Annotated in this window: 16 protein-coding genes and 1 other RNA gene; 11 read left to right on the top strand and 6 right to left on the bottom strand. The window is 68.0% G+C overall.

All coding sequences use genetic code 11. The features are described 5' to 3' along the window. Nucleotides 1–19 precede the first annotated feature (19 nt). Entirely contained in the window at nucleotides 20–712 is a 693-nt protein-coding gene (gene phoB, locus BMY35_RS03365) for a phosphate regulon transcriptional regulator PhoB (RefSeq protein ID WP_007836652.1), read from the top strand. A gap of 44 nt (nucleotides 713–756) precedes the next feature. Further along, entirely contained in the window at nucleotides 757–2,094 is a 1,338-nt protein-coding gene (gene phoR, locus BMY35_RS03360) for a phosphate regulon sensor histidine kinase PhoR (RefSeq protein ID WP_170217042.1), read from the top strand. Between the two features lie 38 nt (nucleotides 2,095–2,132). On the opposite strand, the gene BMY35_RS03355 is transcribed toward phoR, so the two are convergent. The 3 genes from BMY35_RS03355 to BMY35_RS03345 form a co-directional block, all read right to left on the bottom strand. Beyond that, nucleotides 2,133–3,476: an MATE family efflux transporter gene (locus tag BMY35_RS03355; RefSeq protein ID WP_093195549.1), complete on the bottom strand. Its 1,344-nt coding sequence runs from the start codon at nucleotides 3,474–3,476 to the stop codon at nucleotides 2,133–2,135. Continuing rightward, nucleotides 3,473–5,209 carry a hypothetical protein gene (locus tag BMY35_RS03350; protein WP_093195548.1) on the bottom strand — a complete coding sequence of 579 codons (1,737 nt, stop codon included), beginning with the start codon at nucleotides 5,207–5,209 and terminating at the stop codon, nucleotides 3,473–3,475. The genes BMY35_RS03355 and BMY35_RS03350 overlap by 4 nt, the downstream gene beginning before the upstream one ends. An 80-nt stretch (nucleotides 5,210–5,289) precedes the next feature. Continuing rightward, on the bottom strand, nucleotides 5,290–5,559 hold the full coding sequence (locus tag BMY35_RS03345) for a type B 50S ribosomal protein L31 (RefSeq protein WP_019653042.1): 270 nt from the start codon (nucleotides 5,557–5,559) through the stop codon (nucleotides 5,290–5,292). Between the two features lie 182 nt (nucleotides 5,560–5,741). Here BMY35_RS03345 and BMY35_RS03340 point away from each other — a divergent pair, with 182 nt between their 5' ends. Next, nucleotides 5,742–6,800, top strand: coding sequence for an oxidoreductase (locus BMY35_RS03340; protein WP_093195547.1), 1,059 nt, complete (start codon nucleotides 5,742–5,744; stop codon nucleotides 6,798–6,800). Between the two features lie 131 nt (nucleotides 6,801–6,931). On the opposite strand, the gene rho is transcribed toward BMY35_RS03340, so the two are convergent. After that, nucleotides 6,932–8,197 (bottom strand): transcription termination factor Rho, encoded by a 1,266-nt coding sequence (gene rho, locus BMY35_RS03335; protein ID WP_093195546.1) that lies wholly within the window; start codon nucleotides 8,195–8,197, stop codon nucleotides 6,932–6,934. A gap of 194 nt (nucleotides 8,198–8,391) precedes the next feature. Then, complete coding sequence (gene trxA, locus BMY35_RS03330) at nucleotides 8,392–8,724, bottom strand: thioredoxin TrxA (protein ID WP_093195545.1); 333 nt, start codon at nucleotides 8,722–8,724, stop codon at nucleotides 8,392–8,394. Between the two features lie 158 nt (nucleotides 8,725–8,882). Between trxA and BMY35_RS03325 the strand changes: the two genes are divergently transcribed. Genes BMY35_RS03325 through BMY35_RS03315 form a run of 3 tightly spaced genes read left to right on the top strand, consistent with a single transcriptional unit; the run spans nucleotide 8,883 to nucleotide 15,984 of the window. Continuing rightward, complete coding sequence (locus BMY35_RS03325) at nucleotides 8,883–11,489, top strand: PD-(D/E)XK nuclease family protein (protein ID WP_093195544.1); 2,607 nt, start codon at nucleotides 8,883–8,885, stop codon at nucleotides 11,487–11,489. Next, a complete protein-coding gene (locus BMY35_RS03320; RefSeq protein ID WP_093195543.1) occupies nucleotides 11,486–14,749 on the top strand; it encodes a UvrD-helicase domain-containing protein in 3,264 nt (1,087 codons plus the stop codon). The genes BMY35_RS03325 and BMY35_RS03320 overlap by 4 nt, the downstream gene beginning before the upstream one ends. After that, nucleotides 14,746–15,984, top strand: a complete 1,239-nt coding sequence (locus BMY35_RS03315) for a TIGR03862 family flavoprotein (protein ID WP_093195542.1) — start codon at nucleotides 14,746–14,748, stop codon at nucleotides 15,982–15,984. The genes BMY35_RS03320 and BMY35_RS03315 overlap by 4 nt, the downstream gene beginning before the upstream one ends. Before the next feature lie 94 nt (nucleotides 15,985–16,078). Here BMY35_RS03315 and ffs read toward each other — a convergent pair. Beyond that, an RNA gene (gene ffs / locus BMY35_RS03310) (signal recognition particle sRNA small type) lies at nucleotides 16,079–16,175 on the bottom strand. An 87-nt stretch (nucleotides 16,176–16,262) separates the two neighbouring features. On the opposite strand from ffs, the gene dnaX reads away from it, so the two are divergent. From dnaX to BMY35_RS03285, 5 genes are all read left to right on the top strand, one after another. After that, nucleotides 16,263–18,137, top strand: coding sequence for a DNA polymerase III subunit gamma/tau (gene dnaX / locus BMY35_RS03305; protein WP_093195541.1), 1,875 nt, complete (start codon nucleotides 16,263–16,265; stop codon nucleotides 18,135–18,137). A gap of 57 nt (nucleotides 18,138–18,194) precedes the next feature. After that, nucleotides 18,195–18,527, top strand: coding sequence for a YbaB/EbfC family nucleoid-associated protein (locus BMY35_RS03300; RefSeq protein ID WP_012747441.1), 333 nt, complete (start codon nucleotides 18,195–18,197; stop codon nucleotides 18,525–18,527). A 115-nt stretch (nucleotides 18,528–18,642) separates the two neighbouring features. Further along, complete coding sequence (gene recR / locus BMY35_RS03295) at nucleotides 18,643–19,233, top strand: recombination mediator RecR (protein ID WP_093195540.1); 591 nt, start codon at nucleotides 18,643–18,645, stop codon at nucleotides 19,231–19,233. Nucleotides 19,234–19,241: 8 nt separating this feature from the next. Continuing rightward, on the top strand, nucleotides 19,242–19,634 hold the full coding sequence (locus tag BMY35_RS03290) for an MAPEG family protein (protein ID WP_093195539.1): 393 nt from the start codon (nucleotides 19,242–19,244) through the stop codon (nucleotides 19,632–19,634). Nucleotides 19,635–19,772: 138 nt separating this feature from the next. Next, nucleotides 19,773–20,813 (top strand): ABC transporter substrate-binding protein, encoded by a 1,041-nt coding sequence (locus BMY35_RS03285; RefSeq protein ID WP_093195538.1) that lies wholly within the window; start codon nucleotides 19,773–19,775, stop codon nucleotides 20,811–20,813. Nucleotides 20,814–20,842 lie beyond the last annotated feature (29 nt).

The raw sequence follows: 20,842 nt of genomic DNA, 5'->3' as shown, positions 1-20,842 counted from the left end.
GCAAGACTCCAAAGAAAGCATGAAGAAACCCCGAGTCCTGATCGTCGAAGACGAGTCCTCGATCGCCGAGCTGATCGCCGTCAACCTGCGCCACAACGGCTTCGAGCCGATCTGGTCGGAAGATGGCGCCGCAGCCCAGCGCGAGATCGACGCCTTCCTGCCCGATCTGATCCTGCTCGACTGGATGCTGCCCGGCCAGAGCGGCCTGCAGCTCGCGCGCCAATGGCGCAAGGACCCGCGCACCAAGGCCATCCCGATCCTGATGCTGACCGCGCGCGGCGACGAACCCGACAAGGTTGCCGGCCTCGATGCCGGCGCCGACGACTACATCACCAAGCCGTTCTCCACCCAGGAAATGCTGGCCCGCATCCGCGCCGTGTTGCGCCGCCGGGCACCTGAAGTGGTCACTGAGCGCGTCGAGATCGGCGAACTGGCCCTCGATACCTCCACGCACCGCGTGACCTGGCAGGGCGGCGCGCTGAAGGTCGGGCCGACCGAATTCAAGCTGCTGGCCTACCTGATGCAGCATGCCGAGCGCGTGCACAGCCGGGCGCAGCTGCTCGACAAGGTGTGGGGCGACCACGTCTACATCGAGGAGCGCACGGTCGACGTGCACGTCAAGCGCCTGCGCGAATCGTTGGGCGCGGCGGCTCCCATGGTCGAGACTGTCCGCGGAGCGGGCTATCGCCTGACCGCCCAAGTCACGGTTTGAGCGCCGTGGCTTCCATTGGCCGCGGGCGCGGATAATCGCCCGCCATGCCGTTCCGTATTGCTACTTTTTTAATAGCATCCCTCATCATAGGAGCGGGTGCTGTCGGCATTTTTGGCTGGAAGTTCGGGTGGCTGGGCGCGTGGCTGGGCGCCGTAGTCTGGCTCGGGCTGGATGCCTGGCGTGCCGAGCGGCTGATGCGTGTATTGCGCAACGACGCCAGCGGCCTGCCGTCGCGCGGCGCGGGCGTGTGGGGTGAGCTGGCGGAGCGCATCCGCAAGCTGTTGCGCGACCGTGAGCAGCAGACCCGCCAGGCCGAAGATCGCCTCCAGGAGTTTCTCGCGGCAATCCAGGCGTCGCCCAACGGCGTGGTGCTGCTTGACGAGCAGGGCCGGATCGAGTGGTGCAACCAGACCGCGGCAAGCCAGTTCGGCATCGATGCCGAGCGCGATCTGGCGCAGCATCTGGCCAACCTCGTGCGCGACCCGGCCTTCGTGGCCTACCTCGCGTCCTGGAACTACAGCCGCGACGTGGTCATCGACGCGTCCGGACTCGGTCACGGCCACCAGCGCGGCCACCCCGTGCGGCTGTCGGTGCAGGTGCATCCCTATGCGGGCAACCGTCGGATGCTGCTCACGCGCGACATCACGGCGCTGGAGCAGGCCGAGGCGATGCGGCGCGATTTCGTGGCGAACGTGTCGCATGAGATCCGCACGCCGCTGACGGTGCTGGCGGGCTTCGTCGAGACCTTGCAGAACCTGCCGCTCGATGCGGATGAGCGCACGCGCTATCTCTCCCTGATGGGGCAGCAGTCGCATCGCATGGAGACGCTGGTCAACGACCTGTTGACGCTGTCGCGGCTCGAAGGCAGTGCGCCGCCTTCGGGCAACCAGTGGATTCGCATCCGTGCTCTGTTTGCGCAATGCGAAGACGAAGGCCGGGGCCTGTCGGGTCGCTTGACGCCGCAGGGCCATCGGCTGTCGTTTTCCGTCGATGCCGAGTCCGAGGTGTCGGGCGCGCCGACCGAACTGCAGAGCGCCATGTCGAACCTGTTGAGCAATGCCATCCGTTACACGCCTGGCGGCGGCGAGGTGGCGGTGAGCTGGAAGGTGCTGCCCGACGGGCGTGGCGAATACGCCGTGAAAGACACCGGCCCGGGCATTGCCGCCGAGCACATCCCGCGGCTGACCGAGCGCTTCTATCGCATCGATCGCAGTCGCTCGCGCGAAACCGGTGGCACGGGGCTGGGGCTGGCGATCGTCAAGCACATCGCCCAGCGGCACGGCGCGGAACTGCGCATCGAAAGCACGGTGGGCAAGGGCTCCCGTTTCGCGCTGGTGTTCCCGGCGGCACGTGTGCGTGAGGCGCGCGTGATGGCCAAGTAGGCCGTCGGACTCTTCACTCTTCGTTCGTTTTTTTCTGGTTATCTCGCGCGGTGACGCATCGTCCAGCGCAGCAGCACGCCGAACAGCAGGGCGGTCAGGGCCAGCGCGGCGGCGCTCATGATCCAGAACGCCAGAGGCGACTGCATGGCCGCCCAGGGGCCGAGGCCGCGGTAGGCGAGGAGATAGCTTCCGCCAAGGCCCACGCCCCACAGCATCGCGCAGTAGATCACCAGTGGCGCCAGCGTGACCCGGTAGCAGCGCAGCACGAACACGCAGAAGGTCTGCACCGCGTCCGCGAAGTGGTACAGCGCTACGGCCAGCAGCAGCGTGCCAGCCATTGCGATGACTGCCGGGTTGTCGGAGTACACGTTGGCGAGCTCGTTGCGTAGCAAGGCCATGACGGCGGCATAGAACAGCGCGGACACGGCGGTCAGCTCGAAGCCCTGGCGGCAGGCGTGCCGCGCCTTGGCTGCATCGCCCACGCCGAGCCAGAAGCTCACGCGGGCGCTGGTCGCGATGGCCAGCGACAGTGGCGTCATGTAGGCCACGGCCAGCAGGTTCGATGCGATCTGGTGCGCCGCCGCGGCAACGGTGCCGAGTCGCGCGATGAACAGGGCCATCAGCGTGAATGACGTGACTTCGACCAGCACCGCCAGGCCGCCCGGCACGCCGAGCCGCGCGAACTTGCGGATCTGCTGCCAGTCGGGGGCCTCGATGCGTTTCCAGAGCCCGTAGTCGGCATAGAACGGCCGGCTGCGCAGCAGCCAGATGGCGCAGCCGAGCATGGTCCAGTTCACGCACAGCGTGGCCCAGCCGCAGCCCACCAGGCCCATGGCCGGCAGGCCCGCGCCGCCGAAGGTGAACCAGATGGACAGCGGCAGCTTCACGACCAGCGAGCTCAGCTGCAGCCATGTCACGAGCTGGGGCCTGCCCAGGCTCTGGTTGAGCGTGCTGAACAAGCGGAAGAGCAGGGCGGGCGCCAGCGCGAAGGCCAGCACGGCGAGGTAGGCCTCGACCTCGCCCCGCATGTCCGCCGGCACCTGGGTCCATTGGAGGACCGAACCGGGCAGCAGCAGGATCACCATGCCGACCATGATCGCAATGGCCGCCAGGTACAGCGATTGACGCACCGACCGGCCCACCTCGTCGCCGCGCCCGCCGCCGTGGAGTTCGGCCCAGATCGGCAGCAGCGCCTGCAGAACGCCCATCAGCGAGACATAGACGCTGACGAAGACCGCGGCGCCGACCGACAGCGCGGCCAATGCATGCTCGGAGTAGCGGCCGGCGATGATGGTGTCGGTCACGCCGAAGGCCATCACGGCCAGCTGGCCGACGAGCACCGTGCCGGCGTGCCGCGCGATCAGAGCCCGTTCGCCCCTCACTGCGGCGTGATCTTCTGGTAGAGCAGGAGGTCGTCGGCCGCGCTGCTGGGGCGTCGCAGCGTACCGGCAAAGCGCCACTGGTCGAAGGGAATGATGGTGTGCAGGCGCTCGATCGTTTCGGGGCTGGCCAGCAGCCACGGGCAATCGGTGCCCAGCAGCAGCGGTTGCACGTTGAAGTTGCCGTGATGGCGCAGCGCAGCGATGTGCGGGCGGCTGAGCGCGAGTTCCGCGATGCAGCGCGGCTGGCCGACCCGCTCGGCCACGGCGCGAATCTGCGGCACGTAGCTGCGCGCGTAGTCGATGGGCGGAAGCCACAGCGTCATCAGCAGCATCCAGCACAGCGCGGTGCCGCCGGCCGGCAGCACCAGCGTCTTCCAGAGCGCGGCGCGATGCCGCCCCGTGCGCCAGCGCACCAGCCAGCACCAGGCGATGGTCGCGGCCGCGGCCAGGGCCACGGCAATCGGCGAGAACTCGGGAACGAAGCCGGGCACCAGCCGCGCGACGCTGGCCGCGGGCTTGGGCGGCACGCCCGTCTGCATGGCGATCCAGTAGATCCAGCCCAGCACGGCGAGGCCGCTGAAGAACAGCACGTTGAACCAGTCGATCAGTGCCGCCGCGCTGCGCCGGAAGGTGGGCAGGGCGAATGCCGCGAGCGTGGCGAAGGCGGGCAACGCCAGCAGAAGCGAACGGTCGGAGTAGTCGGTGGTCCAGGTGGCGGCCAGCGGCACCACCGCGAACCAGAAGGGCAGCGCGACGTGACGGGCCGTGAGCTGTCGCCGCCAGCGCCACAGCGTCCAGATGGCGAGCGGCCAGACCGGCCACGTGAACCACACCAGCAGCTTGGCCTGGCTGCGCACGTCGCCGACAAGGGAGCCGCCGAGTACGGTGATCTTCCACGTGGGCAGCTTCAGGCCGAACACGAGCACGGCCGCCAGCACGGTGATGCCGATCATCGTGAGCAGGGCGCCGAGCGTGTAGCCGGGGCCGCTGTCTTCGTCATAGACGTTTTCGCTCTCGGACTGGGCGGCAAGCCGGCGCTCGTAGGCGATGTACAGCACGCTGCCGACAGCCAGCGCCAGTCCGACCGTGGGCGCACCGCTCAGCGTGATGCCGATGGTGCCCACGGCCAGCGCGATCACGGGGCCCGTGCGGCGATAGGGCAGCGCGGCCACGCCGTAGAAGAGGTGGGAGGCGAAGAAAAGCTGCGCCAGTGCGGGCGTGGTCTCGTGGCCGAGTTGCGCGAGACCGAGGCAGGCGATCAGTGCCAGCAGGCCGCCATCAGCGATGGCGCGCGCGTAGTCCGTCGGGCGGGCCTCGCCACCGAATGCGAAGGCCACCGGCTGGGCGCGTGAGGTGCGGGCCAGGTAGTACACGGCGTACCAGGTGGCCGTGAAGGTGCCCCAGAGCAGGAACGCGAACGCGATGCGCACGGCCAGGTCGGGGTTCAGCCACGAGGGGGCGATCTTGATCGCCAGGGCGCCGATCCAGTACGGGATCAGCGCAGGCGTTTCCGGGCGCAGGCCCAGCAGCATCGGATCGAACCAGCGCGCGATGCCTTCGGTGCTGCGAGCCAGCTCGGCCATGTAGCCGAAGGCCGTGATGTCGGCGCTCTTCCAGGGGCCCCGGCCCACCAGCCCCGGCAGCAGATACGCCGCGCACAGCAGGAGCAATGCGATGCGCGGCAGCCGGCGCACGGCGCTCTGGGCAACGATCGCGGGGGTGGGCTGGTTCAAGTGGCGGGAGAAGGCTGGATTAGGAAATAAAAAGGGCAGCGCGGTAAACCGGGCTGCCCTCGACGCAAAAAGCGCGTACCTTACTTCGAGGCGGCGCCGGTGGTCTTGCCGAAGCGGTTGCGGAACTTCTCGACGCGGCCGCCCATGTTGTCAACCGACTTCTGCGTGCCGGTGTAGAACGGGTGCGATTCGCTGGTGGTATCGAGCTTGAACAGCGGCAGTTCACGACCGTCGTCGGTCTTGCCCATTTCCTTGGTGTTCGCGCACGAACGGGTCACGAACTTGAAGCCGTTCGACATGTCGACGAACAGGACTTCGCGGTAATTCGGGTGAATGCCTTCTTTTGCCATGGTGTTTCCTTTTGCGCTTTTGGAATCAATGCGCGGTCGATGCGAGAGCCACCAGCGTGCCAGAAGCGGCGCGCTGCCTCGGGGAAGACCGAGGAGGCCAGGCGAAGCTGCCTGACCGCACTTTTCGCGGAGCCAGCGATTATCGCATACTGCCCCATTTTCGAGCAAACCAAAGGCTCCCAATGACTTCCACACCCCTGCGCGCGGGCCTTGTCGGCTATGGTTTTGCCGGACAGACCTTCCATGCGCCCGTTCTTTCGGCCGTTCGGGGCCTGGAACTGGCGGCCGTGGCCAGTTCGCAGCCGCACAAGGTGCATGCCGACTGGCCCGGCGTGGCGGTCGTTCCCGACGTGGCCGCGCTCGTGACCCGTTCGGACATCGACCTGATCGTGGTCGCCACGCCCAATGCCCAGCACCATCCGGTCGCCAAGGCGGCGCTGAAGGCTGGCAAGCACGTGGTGGTGGACAAGCCCTTCACGCTCGACGTTGCCGAGGCGAGGGAGCTGGATTTGTTGTCAAAGAGCAACAATCGGGTTCTCGCGGTCTACCAGAACCGCCGCTTCGACGCCGATTTCCTGACTCTCAAGGATGTCCTGGCAACCGGCGAACTGGGCCGCCCGGTGTACATGGAATCGCATTTCGACCGCTTCCGGCCCGAAGTGAAGGAGCGTTGGCGCGAGCAGGCCGTGCCCGGCTCGGGCCTTTGGGTGGATCTGGGCTCCCATCTGGTCGACCAGGCAGTGCAGCTCTTCGGCCGTCCCGACACGATCCAGCTCGACACCGCCGTCTTGCGCGACAGCGCCGTGGTCGAGGACTATTTCCATGCCGTGCTGCGCTACGAGGCCGGGCCGCACGCGCCGCAGCGCGTGGTGCTGCATTCGACGACGCTCGCGGCCCACGCGGCGCCGCGCTATATCGTCCACGGCACGCGCGGGAGCTACGTCAAGCACGGCGTCGATACGCAGGAAGAGGCGCTGCGCGCCGGACAGCGGCCGCCAGCCGAAGGCTGGGGAGCCGATCCGCTGGACGGAGAACTCTCGCTGGCAGGGCCTGGCGGGACCTTCGTCAAGCGAAGCATTCCCACACGGGCCGGCAACTACGTCGACTACTACGCCGCGGTTCGCGATGCCATCCTCGGCCATGGTCCCAATCCAGTTCCGCCTGAGCAGGCCGTCGCGCTGATGGAACTGCTCGACCTCGGTCGCCAGAGCGCTCTCGAGGGGCGTGCGATCCGCACATGAAAAATGCCCGCGCAAGGCGGGCATTCATTCGTAGGGTGCCACTGGTCCGGCTTTGCCGGTCAGTGGGCACCGCCCCCGGTAAGGGGTTGGCGTAGCGACACGAAGTGCGCGCAGCCTGGGGCGAGCAACAGTTACCCGCCGCGACGCATCATGTCGAAGAACTCGACATTGGTCTTCGTCGCCTTCATGTTCTTGAGCATCAGCTCCATCGACTCGATCTCGTCCATGTTGTACATGAGCTGACGCAGGATGCGGGTCTTCTGCAGGATCTCGGGCGCCAGCAGCAGCTCTTCGCGGCGCGTGCCGCTGCGGTTGAGCTGGATCGACGGGAAGACGCGCTTCTCGTAGAGGCGGCGGTCGAGGTGGATTTCGGAGTTGCCGGTGCCCTTGAACTCTTCGAAGATCACTTCGTCCATGCGGCTACCGGTGTCGATCAGCGCGGTGCCGATGATGGTCAGCGAGCCGCCTTCCTCCACGTTGCGCGCGGCGCCCAGGAAGCGCTTGGGGCGCTGCAGCGCGTTGGAGTCGACACCGCCGGTCAGCACCTTGCCCGACGAGGGCACGACGTTGTTGTAGGCGCGGGCGAGGCGGGTGATGGAGTCGAGCAGGATCACGACGTCCTTCTTCAGCTCGACCAGGCGCTTGGCGCGCTCGATGACCATTTCGGCCACGTGCACGTGGCGTGCGGCGGGTTCGTCGAAGGTCGAGGCAATGACCTCGCCCTTCACGGTGCGCTGCATCTCAGTCACTTCTTCAGGGCGCTCGTCGACGAGCAGCACCATCATGTGGACGTCGGGGTAGTTGGCGCTGATCGCGTGGGCGATGTGCTGCATCATCACCGTCTTGCCGCTCTTGGGCGGTGCCACGAGCAGGGCACGCTGGCCTTTGCCGATGGGGGCGATGATGTCGATGATGCGGCCGGTGATGTTCTCGTCGCCCTTGATGCCCTCGCGCTCGAGCTTCATCTGCTCCTTGGGGAACAGCGGCGTCAGGTTCTCGAACATCACCTTGTGCTTGTTCTGCTCCGGCGGGCCGTTGTTGACCTTGTCGAGCTTGGTCAGCGCGAAATAGCGCTCGCCGTCCTTGGGCGTGCGCACCTCGCCTTCGATCATGTCGCCGGTGTGCAGGTTGAAGCGGCGCACCTGGCTGGGCGAGATGTAGATGTCGTCCGTGCTGGCCGTGAAGCTGGTGTCGGGGCTGCGCAGGAAGCCGAAGCCGTCGGGGAGTATTTCGAGCACGCCGTCGGCGAAGACCTGTTCGCCGGCCTTGGCGCGCTTCTTGATGATCGCGAACATCAGCTCCTGCTTGCGCATGCGGCCGACGTTTTCGATCTCAAGCGCTTCAGCCTGCTTGAGGACTTCAGACACGTGGAGTGCCTTGAGTTCGTTTAAGTGCATGGAATGAGCCCTTGACGGGGCCTATCGGTCGGGGAGAAACGGAAAACGGGGGGAGGTTGGGTGTGAAGCGAGAACTGCCTCACCAACCGGGGAACTCGAACCGGTTGCCTGAGTAAAGGGCCGGTGATCTGTGGGAGATTATGACAGGAAAAACGCGCCGGCCAACGCATTGCGCGCTGGCCGGTTGAAATCGATCAGGCGAGTTGCTGGTCGATGAAGGCGGTGAGCTGAGCCTTGCTCATGGCACCGACCTTGGTAGCTGCCAGCTGGCCGTCCTTGAACAGCATCAGCGTGGGGATGCCGCGGATGCCGAACTTGGCGGGGATGTCGCGGTTCTCGTCGACGTTCAGCTTGGCGATCTGCAGCTTGCCTTCGTAGGCGGTGGAGACTTCGTCCAGGATCGGGGCGATCATCTTGCAGGGGCCGCACCATTCGGCCCAGTAGTCGACCAGCACCGGCTGGCTGGACTTGAGCACGTCGGCCTCGAAGGAGGAGTCGGAGATGTGTTTGATGAGTTCGCTGGCCATGTGATGGGTCCTTGTGCGCAGAGAGTTTCGGTGCAGCTAAAGTGCTGGTCATTGTGACAGAAACCAAGGGGCGGCGTGACTTGCAGGGCGGCTATGGCGGCGATAGCCAAAGCCCTTGCGCCCCGCGTCCGCGCGTGCTCCGACCCCCTCGATAGAACATGAACGAAGGCCACCCCGTCCAGGCCCTGTGGTGCGATCCCGCCGACGGCGTCGTCGCGCGGATCGTCCGCGCGCTCGCCGAGCGCCAGCTGCATGCCGCCCGCACCGTGGTGCTGGTGCCCTATGCGCAGCTGATGGGCGTCGCGCGCGCCATGTGGGCCCGATGCGGCAGTCCGGGCTTCGTGCCGCGCTTCGAGACCACCCACAACTGGGCCCGCAGCGCGGGCGGCTTCGTGCCGACGGGCTACGACATCGCCCACGACATGGCGCGCGACCTGGTCACCGCGCAGGCGCTGCTTTCGCAGGCGGGCTTCCATGCCGAGCGCTTCGCCCTGGCCGGCCGCGTCGTCGAGCTCGCCTATCAACTGGCGCCCCTGGCCGCTGCCGTGACGCCCGAGGAGCGCGGCGGCGAATGGGCTCAGCGTGCGGCGAGCGTGGCGGACGCGGGCAGCGAGTCCGAGTGGTTCCGCATCGAGAGCGCACTGATCCGCATCGCCGTCGCCTGGACTTCGACCTCGAGCTACGCCACCGACGTGCTGCAGCGCGAGTCCACGCGAGCCCAGGTCGACGCGCTGATCGTGCTCGAGGGCTTCCAAGCCGATCCGCTCACCCAATCGCTCTGCAGGCTGTGGGGCGACCGCGCGCTTCACCTCTCGCTCGTGCCTTCCGGCGCGCCCACGCAGGCCTGCGCCTCGCACATCGCCCTCGACCCCGAGGACGAAGCCGGGCTCGCCGCGGCCTGCGTGCTGCGCCATCTCGCCGAAGACCGCGCGCCCGTCGCGCTGGTCGCGACCGATCGCGCGCTCACCCGTCGCATCAGCGCCCAGCTGAGTGCGCAAGGCGTCGTCACGCACGACGAAACGGGCTGGAAGCTCTCGACCACGCGCGCAGCCGCCTCGCTGATGAGCGCGCTGCGCGCATGCGCCCACGACGCCACCAGCGACCAGGTGCTCGAATGGCTCAAGAGCGGCGCCGACGGCGATTCGCCCATCGTCCAGTCGGTCGAAGCGCGCCTGCGCCACGAAGGCATGCGCGACTGGTCGGCGTGGTGCTCCCTGATGACCCGTAGCGAGAAGTCGAAAGACACTGCGCTGCTGGTTTTCACCGAGGCCGTCGAGGCGCGCCGTGCGCCCATGGCTCGTTCGCGCCCGCTGGCCGAGTGGCTGCGTGCGCTGCGCGAACTGCTGGAGGCCAGCGACCAGTGGGCCTTGCTCGAGGAAGACCTGGCCGGCGGCAAGGTGATCGGCGCTCTGTGGCTCGACGCCGGCGCGCATGGCGACGACGAGGACGAATTCCCCGGCGGCCGCCACACCCTGACGGAGTTCACCGCCTGGGTGCGCGACGTGCTGGAAGACGCCAGCTTCGTGCCTCCCGCCGGCGACCAGGCGCCCAAGGTCGTGGTGCTCCCGCTCTACCAGTTGCTGGGTCGGTCCTTCGGCGCGGTGGTCATCCCGGGTTGCGACGATCGACGCTTGCCCGCATCGCCTGAGCCCCCAGGCAACTGGAGCGCAGCCCAGCGCCTCGAACTGGGCCTGCCCTCGCGCGAGGCACTCGAGGCCGCACAGCGCGCAGCCTGGGCCGCGGCCCTGCACAACCCGTCTTGCGAGCTGATCTGGCGCCACTCCGACGCCAGCGGCGAACCCGTGCGTCCGAGCCCGCTCGTGCAGGCCCTGGAGCTCGACCACGCCCTGCAGCCCTCGGCCGATCCGCGCCTGCCGCGCGACGTGCCCGTGCAGCCGACCGGCTACCCGACGCCTTCGGGCGCTCTCCTGCCGCTGGAGAACATCTCCACCAGCGTGTACGAGGACCTGCGCCGCTGCCCCTATCGCTTCTTTGCGCTGCGGCAGCTGGGCCTGCGCAGCGCCGACGAGCTCGATGCCGAGGTCGACAAGCGCGACTTCGGCAACTGGCTGCATGCGGTGCTCGGCCATTTCCACGAAGCCCTGGCCGAAGCTCCGACGCAGGATGCGCAGCAGCGCATCGCCCTCATCGAGGAGGCCGCGCGGCGCGCGACACAGGAGCTCGGGCTGTCCGACGCCGAGTTCCTGCCGTTCGCTGCCGCATGGCCCGCGGTGCGCGATGGCTACCTGGGCTGGTTGACGGGGCACGAGGCGGCGGGCGCAGTCTTCACCGAGTCCGAGCCGTGGAAGGAGCAGTCGCTGGGCGAGCTGCGCCTGATCGGCCGGCTCGACCGCATCGACCGCATGCCCGACGGCCAGGCCTTCGTGATCGACTACAAGACCGAGTCCGCCACGGTCAGCAAGGAGCGCGTGAAGGACCCGACCGAAGATACGCAACTGGCCTTCTACGCCGCGCTCGTGGCCGACGACACCCTGCGTGCGGCCTACGTGAACGTGGGCGAGAAATCCGCCGGCACGCAGACCGTTGAGCAGCCCGCCGTGGTCGAGGCGCGCGATGCACTGGTGGCCGGCATCATCGACGACTTCAGGCGCATCGCGCAGGGCGCGGCGCTGCCGCCGCTGGGGGAGGGCGCCGTGTGCGACTACTGCGCTGCACGCGGCCTCTGCCGAAAGGACTTCTGGGGCGACGAGTCCCCGCTGCCCGCCATCGTGGGCGGCCCGACGACCGGAGGCGACACGCAATGAACGGCGCAGCCTACGAACACAACGGCCGGCACGTCGCACGCGAGGCCTTCTACACCGTCGCCTGCGATCCGCGCCGCTCGGTCGCCGTCGAGGCCTGCGCCGGCGCGGGCAAGACCTGGATGCTGGTCTCGCGCATCCTGCGCGCGTTGCTCGAGGAGGGCGAGTCCGCCTGCGAGCCGCACGAGATCCTGGCCATCACCTTCACGAAGAAGGCGGCCGGCGAAATGCGCGAGCGGCTCGACCAGTGGCTGGAGGATTTCGCGCAGCGCGCACCGGAAGAACTGGTCGGCCAGCTCGTGATGCGCGGCATGGAGCCTGCCGCGGCAGCCGCTGCCGTGCCCCGCCTGAAGGGCCTCTACCGGCGCCTGCTCGAAGGCGGCAGGCCGGTGCAGTTCCGCACCTTCCACGCCTGGTTCGCCGGGCTGCTGCGCAACGCGCCGCTCGCGGTGCTGCGCGAGCTGGGCCTGCCTTCGAACTACGAGCTGCTCGAAGACGACGCGGAGGCGCGCGGCCATACATGGCGGCCCTTCTTCGAGGCGGTCACGGCCGACAAGGAGGCGCTGGCCGACTATTACGCCGTCGTTGCCACGCACGGTCGCTCGCAGACGGCCAAGGCCCTGGGCGAAGCGTTGTCGAAGCGCGTCGAGTTCTCCCTGGCCGATGCTGAGAATGCCGTGCAGCATTTCAGCGCGCTCTATCCGGCGCTCGAAGGCCTGGACGAACCGACCGATGCATTGCGCGGCGAACAGGTCCGCCGTCGCTGGCTCGACCGGGCCGCCGCGCTGGGCCGTGAGAGCAACAAGACGCCGCAGAAGGCCGCCGAAGCCATCATCGACGTGTTCGGAACGGGCGAGCCCGCCGCCGGTTCGCTGTCCGCCGCGCTTGCACTGCTGCGCAAGAGCTTCTTCGTGGCGACCGAGGACCGCCTCAACAAGAACCTGCAGAAGTTTCCCGCCGCGCAGGAGGCCGAAGCCGAGCTTCAGTTGCTCTGCGCGGCCCAGGCCCAGCACGCCGCATGGCTCTACCAGCAGCGCATGACGCGCCTCACGCGGCTGCTGATCGCGGCCTTCGCCGAGGTCAAGCGCACCCATGGCTGGGTCGACATGAACGACGTCGAGCAGGCCGCGCAGCTGCTGCTGGGCCAGTCGGCCCTGTCGGGCTGGGTGCAGGAGCGGCTCGACGCGCGCATCGCGCACCTGCTGATCGACGAGTTCCAGGATACGAACCCGCTGCAGTGGCAGGCGCTCTACGGCTGGCTCAGCGCCTACACTGGCGCGCAGGGACGCGCGCCGCGCGTGTTCATCGTGGGCGACCCGAAGCAGAGCATTTACCGCTTTCGCCGCGCCGAGCCGCAGGTGTTCATCGCCGCGAAGAAGTTCGTGCGCGAAGGGCTCGACGGCGAGTTGCTGAACTGCGATCACACGCATCGCAACGCGCAGTCGGTGGTCGGGCTGGTCAACGCGGCGATGCTGGCCGCGCAGGAGGCCGGCGAATTCGACGGCTACCGCGCCCACACCACCGAGCGCGGCGACGACGGCGAGTTGCTCAGGCTGCCGGCCATCGACCGCGATGCGCTCGGCGATACGGCCGAAGCGGCACCGGCCGACGACGGCATGCTGCACTGGCGCGACAGCCTCGTCACCCCGCGCGTGCTGCCCGAGGAGCAACTGCTGCAGAAGGAGTGCGAGCAGGCCGCGCGGTGGGTCGCGCAGCGCATCGCCGACGGTACGCAGCCCAGCCGCATCATGGTGCTGGCGCGCAGGCGCAGCCGGCTCTCGGCCATGCAGGACGCGCTGCGCCTGCGCCACATTCCCGTGCAGCAGCCGGAAAAGAACGACCTGCACGACGCGCCCGAGGTTCAGGACGTGGTCGCGCTGATCGACGCGCTGGTGTCTCCGGCGCACGACCTGTCGCTGGCGCGGGCGCTGAAGTCGCCGGTGTTCGGTGTCGACGACGAGGCGCTGGTGCAGCTCGCACTGCGACAGCGCGAGCGCGGCCCGGTGAGCTGGTTCTCGCTGATCCAGAAGGACGAGAGCCTTCCGCAGGTGCTGGTCGAGGCCGGCCCGCGGCTCAAGAGATGGCAGCGCTGGCTCATGACGCTGCCGCCGCATGACGCGCTCGACGCGATCTTCCATGACGGCGACCTGCTTGCGAAGTTCGGCGCCGCCGTGCCGGCTGCGATGCGCCAGGGCGCGCTGGCCAATCTGCGCGGCGTGCTTTCCGCGTCGCTGGACATCGACGGCGCGCGTTTCGCCACGCCGTACGCGCTGGTGCGTGCCCTGCGCGCGGGAGGAGTGCGTGCCCCGACCGTGGTCGCTCCCGACGCGGTGCAGCTGCTGACCGTGCATGGCGCCAAGGGGCTGGAAGCCGACACCGTGCTCATGCTCGATTGCGACGCTGCGCCGCCGCGCGCCCAGACCATGGGCGTGCTCGTCGAATGGAAGGGCAGCGACAGCGCGCCGACGCGCTTCATCTTTCTTGCGAGCGAGAAGACGCCCCCGGCCTGCGCGGCGGGCCTTCTCGAGGAAGAGCAGCGCGCGCGCCATCGCGAGGAGCTCAACGGACTTTACGTTGCCGTCACGCGGGCGCGCGAGCGGCTGGTGCTGTCCTCGGTGCGGCCCGCGCGTGCCAACGAGGGCAGTTGGTGGGCGCGTCTGGAAGCGCTGTGCGAGCCCACGGAGGCCGACGAGCCGCTGGTCGCGCTGTCGGCGCCGGGCAGCGCGGCAAGTTTCCCGATGCAGCGCATGCCGGAGGCCCCCGAGCCTGTCGAGCAGCCGGCCGTGGCAAAGAAAGCCGCCAGCACCACGCTCGATGCCCGCGCCGCCGCCTTCGGCCAGGCGATGCACCGGCTGCTCGAATGGGCGGTGCCGGGCGAACCGCTGGCGGCTGCCCATGTGCGCGCCGCGGCCCGCGAATTCCTGCTCGACGCGCAACAGGCGCGCGGCGCTGCCGCGCTGGCCCAGCGCATCCGTTCGGGTGAGGGTGCCTGGGTGTGGGACGATCGCAGGGTCGACTGGCACGGCAACGAAGTCACGCTGGTGCACGAAGGCGAAACCCTGCGGATCGACCGGCTGGTGCGCGAGCGCGACAGCGGTGCCTGGTGGATCCTCGACTACAAATCCGCGGCGCGCCCCGAGCGGGACGCCGCGCTGATCGCACAGATGCAGCGCTATCGCGCCGCGGTGCAACATGCCTATCCCGGTGCCACGGTGCGCGTCGCGTTCCTCACCGGGCAGGGCGAACTGGTAAATCTCGAATGAATGTTTCTCCCACCGTCGCCGTCATCGGCGGCGGCCCCGCCGGCCTGATGGCGGCTGAAGTACTGAGCGCATCCGGCGCCCAGGTGCATGTCTACGACGCGATGCCCTCGGTGGGCCGCAAGTTCCTGCTGGCCGGACGCGGCGGGCTGAACCTCACGCACTCCGAGCCTTTCGACGCGTTCATGAGCCGCTTCGGCGAGCGCCGGGCGCAGCTGGAGCCAATGCTCGCGCAGTTCGGTCCGCAGCAGGTGCGCGAGTGGGCAAGCGGGCTGGGCATCGAAACCTTCGTCGGCACCTCCGGGCGCGTGTTTCCCTCCGACATGAAGGCAGCGCCGCTGCTGCGTGCCTGGCTGCATCGGCTGCGCGCGGCGGGCGTGCAGTTCCACATGCGGCATCGCTGGATGGGCGAGGGGCCGTTCGACATGGCGTCGCTGCGCTTCTCGACGCCCGCCGGCGAAGTCACGGCGAAGGCCGATGCCGTCGTGCTGGCGCTGGGCGGTGCAAGCTGGGCACGCCTCGGCTCCGACGGCGCATGGGCGCCGTGGCTGCAGGCGCAGGGCATGGACGTGGCACCGCTGCTGCCGGCCAACTGCGGTTTCGACAGTACGGGCTGGAGCGAGCATTTCTCCAGTCGATTTGCAGGACAGCCCTTCAAGTCGGTGGCGATTTCGTTCACGGACAGCCATGGGCGGCATTTCGCGCGCAAGGGTGAATTCGTCGCGACAGCCGGTGGCATCGAGGGCAGCCTGATCTACGCGGCCTCGGCCCTGTTGCGCGACGAGATCGCCGAAAAAGGAAGCGCGACGCTACTGCTCGACCTGCTGCCCGATCGAAGTGCCGAGCAGGTGCTGGCCGCAGTGAAGCATCCGCGCGGCGCGCGTTCGCTCAGCAGCCATCTCAAGAGCCGACTGGGTCTCGAAGGCATCAAGGCCGGCGTGCTGCACGAGGCCTTGAGCCGCGAGGCGATGCACGACGCGGAGCAACTCGCGGCGACGATCAAGGCAGTGCCGCTGAAGCTCGTCGCGGCCCGGCCTATCGACGAAGCCATCAGCACTGCTGGCGGCGTGCGCTTCGACACGCTGGACGCGCAGCTCATGTCAACGGCACTGCCGGGCGTGTTCGCGGCTGGGGAGATGCTGGACTGGGAGGCGCCGACCGGCGGCTACCTGCTCACGGCTTCGATGGCAAGTGGCGCCGCGGCGGCGCGCGGCGTGATCCAGCGGCTGGGCCTTTGAAAGAAAGGCCTCGCGCCGGAGATTTTGTCGCTGGAGATCTGTTTTTGCGGGCCCCGTTTCATTTCGCGTGGAATGAAACGAAACCGCTGAAGAAGTTGACGAGCCTTACCCCTGGCACTGACTACGCAGTTAGGGCTGCTTGGTTCCCCACCTGACCCGGTTGGCCACTTCACCATGCAGGGAGGCCCGTCAGGGTGGATTGTAACCCCTCGGGAAGTCCGCACTCCGGGGCGTGGGGTTCGAGGGGCGGGGCCACGCCTCCTTTTAGAATGCCCGCAATGTCTTATCTCGTGCTCGCTCGCAAGTTCCGCCCGAAAACCTTCGGTGAGATGGTCGGCCAGGGGCATGTGGTGCAGGCGCTCGAGAACGCGCTGACCACGCAGCGCCTGCATCACGCCTATCTCTTCACCGGCACCCGGGGTGTCGGCAAGACCACGGTCTCGCGCATTCTTGCGAAATCGCTCAACTGCCAGGGGCCGGACGGGCAGGGCGGCATCACCGCCACGCCCTGCGGCGTGTGCCAGGCCTGCCGCGACATCGACGCCGGCCGCTTCGTCGACTACACCGAGCTCGACGCGGCCTCCAACCGTGGCGTTGACGAAGTCCAGTCGCTGCTCGAGCAGGCGGTCTACAAGCCGGTGCAGGGGCGCTTCAAGGTCTTCATGATCGACGAAGTGCACATGCTCACCAACACCGCGTTCAACGCGATGCTGAAGACGCTCGAGGAGCCGCCCGAATACCTCAAGTTCGTGCTGGCCACGACCGATCCGCAGAAGGTGCCGGTCACGGTGCTGTCGCGCTGCCTGCAGTTCAACCTGCGGCCGATGGCGCCCGAGACGGTGCTGGAGCACCTCACCGCCGTGCTGCAGACCGAGAACGTGCCGGCCGATCCGCAGGCGCTGCGCCTGCTGGCGCGCGCGGCGCGCGGCTCGATGCGCGATGCGCTCTCGCTCACCGACCAGGCCATCGCATTCGGCAACGGCGAGCTGGTCGAGTCCGGCGTGCGGCAGATGCTCGGCAGCGTCGATCGCGGCCATGTGTTCCGCCTGATCGAGGCGCTGGCCCGGGGCGACGGCAAGACGGTGGTCGAGACTTCCGAGGCGCTGCGCGTCGACGGCATGTCCGCCGCCTCCACGCTCGAGGAAATGACGGCCGTGCTGCAGGCCATGGCGGTGCTGCAGGCAGTGCCCTCGCGGGCGGAAGCGGCAGATGCGGCCACCGACCCCGATGCGGCCGACACCGCGCGCCTTGCCGCGCTGATGCCGGCCGACGAAACGCAGCTGCTGTACAGCCTGTGCCTGCATGGGCGCGGCGAACTGGGCCTGGCTCCCGACGAATACGCCGCGCTGACCATGGTGCTGCTGCGGCTTCTGGCCTTCAAGCCTTCCAGCGCGACCGCTTCGACGGCATCCCCGGAAAAAAAAACTCTGAATGAAGCCGCGGCCGCCGCGCCGCAGGCTCCGGCGCGTGTCGTGTCGCCCGCTCCGGCTCCCGCGTCGGTGGCCCGCCCGCCGGTCGAAGCGCCTGCAGCGGTTGCACAGGCTCCCGCTCCGGCCCCCGCGCCTGCTGTCGTCCAGGCCGCTGCACCGGTTCCGGCCGGCCATCGCCTCGCCGTGGTCGACGAACCCCGGCAGGCCGAGCCCCGCCCCGATGCCGCCGAGGCGCCCGCCAAGGTCGTCGGCGTGCCCATCCGGGTCCAGCCCCCGCCGAGTGCCCGCGACATCCCGCGCCCCGACGAGCCGCGAAGCACCTTCACGCCCATCCCGACCAGCGAGGACGGCGATTTCTGGTACGCCACGGTCACGCAGCTGATCGCGGCCGAGGCCATCAGCGCCCTGACGCGCGAACTCGCACTGCAGTCGCAGCTGGTGGGCCGCGACACCGACCAGTGGCTGCTGCGCATCGAGCGCGAGACGCTGAGCCAGCCATCCAGCCGCGAAAAGCTCACTGCCGCGCTGAACGGCCTGGGTCACGCGATCAAGCTCGCCATCGAAGTCGGCGCCGTGGTCGACAGCCCCGCGCGCCGCAACAAGCAGGCGGCCGACGAACGCCAGCGCGTGGCCGAGGAGGCCATCATGAGCGACCCCGAAGTGCAGGCGCTGATGCGCGACTTCGACGCGAAGATCGTCCCCGGCACGCTGAAGCCGGCCTGAGTCCGCGTCTCCCGTATCCTTCACCCACTTTTCCAACCCGACAGATCAGGATCAAAGATGTTCAACAAAGGACAACTGGCCGGCCTCATGAAGCAGGCGCAGGCAATGCAGGACAACCTCAAGAAGGCCCAGGAAGAACTGGCCACCATCGAGGTCGAAGGCGAATCCGGCGCCGGCCTCGTCAAGGTCGTCATGACCTGCAAGCACGACGTCAAGCGCATCACCATCGACCCCAGCCTGCTGGCGGACGACAAGGACATGCTCGAAGACCTGGTGGCCGCCGCCTTCAACGCCGCCGTGCGCAAGGCCGAGGAAACCAGCGAGCAGAAGATGGGCAAGCTCACTGCCGGCATGCCCGGCCTGCCGCCCGGCATGAAGCTGCCGTTTTAAATGACTCTCCCCCAGGCTTGCCCACTTCGTGTGGCCGCCACCCCCCTCGCCGGGGGCAACACCAGCGGCCCGGCAAAGCCGGTTCCGCGGTGTTCCTGCGAAGGGGCAGCTTGACATGGCAGACGCCAGTTCGCTGGATGCATTGGTCGATGCGCTGCGCCGCCTGCCCGGGGTTGGCGTCAAGTCGGCTTCGCGCATGGCGTTCCATCTGCTGCAGCACGACCGCGAGGGCGCGCAGCTGCTTGCGCGCGCATTGCAGCAGGCGGCCGGCCAGGTGCGGCATTGCGAGCGCTGCAACACCTTCACCGAAGCGCCGATCTGCCACGTCTGCCTCGACACGCGGCGCGACGCCAGCAAGCTCTGCGTGGTCGAGACGCCGGCCGACCAGGCCGCGCTCGAGCGCACAGGCGCATTCCGCGGCTACTACTTCGTGCTGATGGGCAAGCTCAGTCCGCTCGACGGCATCGGCCCGAAGGACATCGGCCTGCAGAAGCTCTTCGATCGCGCGCGCGACGGCACGGTGAGCGAGGTGATCCTCGCCACCAACTTCACGGCCGAGGGCGAGGCCACGGCGCACGTGATCGGCGAAGCGCTGAAGCAGCATGGCCTCACCGTGACGCGACTCGCGCGCGGCGTGCCAGCGGGCAGCGAGCTCGAATACGTCGATCTCGGCACCATCGCGCACGCCCTCGTGGACCGCAGATAGATAGAACCATGACTCTCTCGCTGCTCACGATCGCCTACTGGTGCGTGCTCGTCGCCTGCGTACTGCCGTATCTGGCGGCATGGATCGCCAAGGCGGGCAGCTTCGGTCCGCGCGACAACCTGCATCCGCGCGAATGGGCCTCCAAGCAGAGCGGCTGGCGTGCACGCGCCAACAGTGCGCAGGCCAACAGCTTCGAAGGGCTGCCGTTCTTCATCGGCGCGGTGATCATCGCGCACCAGCTCGGCGCGGCGCAGGCGCGCCTCGACATGCTCGCGGTGGCCTACGTGGTGCTGCGCACGATCTATCTCGCGCTCTACATCAGGGGCATCGGCAGTGCTCGCAGCGCTGTCTGGGCACTCGCGTTCCTGGTCAATATCGCGATACTTTTTCTGGCTCGATGAAGCCTTGGCGAAGGCTTCTCGGCGAGGCCTTCATGCTTACGTGAAAACCCGCACGGGAACACCCCGATGCAGTCGCGTGTTGCGGCCCCTAAGCTCGATTCAGTCCTTACGAATCACAGAGCCAACGGGCAAGGTTTCATGCTTCATCGCCGCACATTCGTTTCAGCTTCAGCCGCCATTGCCGCAGCAACCATTGCGTTGCCGCGTGTCTTTGCGCAGCAGGCGAAGCTGGAGAAGACCAAGGTCTCCATCGCGGTCGGTGGCAAGGCGGCGTTCTACTACCTGCCGCTCACCATCTCGGAGCAGCTCGGCTACTTCAAGGCCGAAGGGCTCGACGTGGAGATCTCCGATTTCGCCGGCGGCGCGCGCGCCCTGCAGGCGGTGGTCGGCGGGTCGGCCGACGTTTGCTCTGGCGCCTACGAACACACCATCAACCTGCAGGCCAAGAACCAGTTCTTCCAGGCCTTCGTCTTGCAGGGCAGGGCGCCGCAGATCGCAGTGGGCGTGTCGACCAAGAACATGGCCGGCTACACCGGCATCCAGGATCTCAAGGGGAAGAAGATCGGCGTCTCCGCGCCGGGCTCGTCGACCAACATGGTGGCCAACCTCGTGCTGTCGCGCGGCGGGCTCAAGGCCAGCGACGTGAGCTTCATCGGCGTGGGCGTGGCGGCGGGCGCGCTCACCGCGCTGCGCTCGGGCCAGATCGACGCCATCAGCAACACCGACCCGGTGATGACGATGCTGGAGCAGAAGGGCGACGTGAAGATCATCAGCGACACGCGCACGCTCAAGGGCACGCAGCAGGTGTTCGGCGGCACGATGCCGGCGGCGTGCCTCTATGCTTCGAGCGAGTTCATCCAGAAGAATCCCAACACCTGCCAGGCGCTGGCGAACGCCATCGTGCACGGCCTGAAGTGGCTGCAGACGGCGGGGCCGGGCGACATCATCAAGACGGTGCCCGAGACCTACCTGCTCGGCGACCGCGCGCTGTATCTCGCGTCGTTCGACAAGGTGCGCGAGTCGATCGCCACCGACGGCCTGATACCCGCCGACGGCCCGAAGACGGCGCTCAACGCCATCTCGAGCTTCGACACCTCCGTGAAGGCCGAGAAGATCGACCTCGCGAAGACCTACACCAACGATTTTGCAAGGCGCGCGAAAGACAGGTTCAAAGCCTGATTCCGAACGTCCCGCGACCCGGCTCAGGC

Source organism: Variovorax sp. YR750 (genome assembly GCF_900109805.1).
GTDB lineage: Bacteria > Pseudomonadota > Gammaproteobacteria > Burkholderiales > Burkholderiaceae_C > Variovorax > Variovorax gossypii.
Note: the sequence above shows the minus strand (reverse complement) of the source record. Positions and strands in the feature narration are given on the sequence as shown.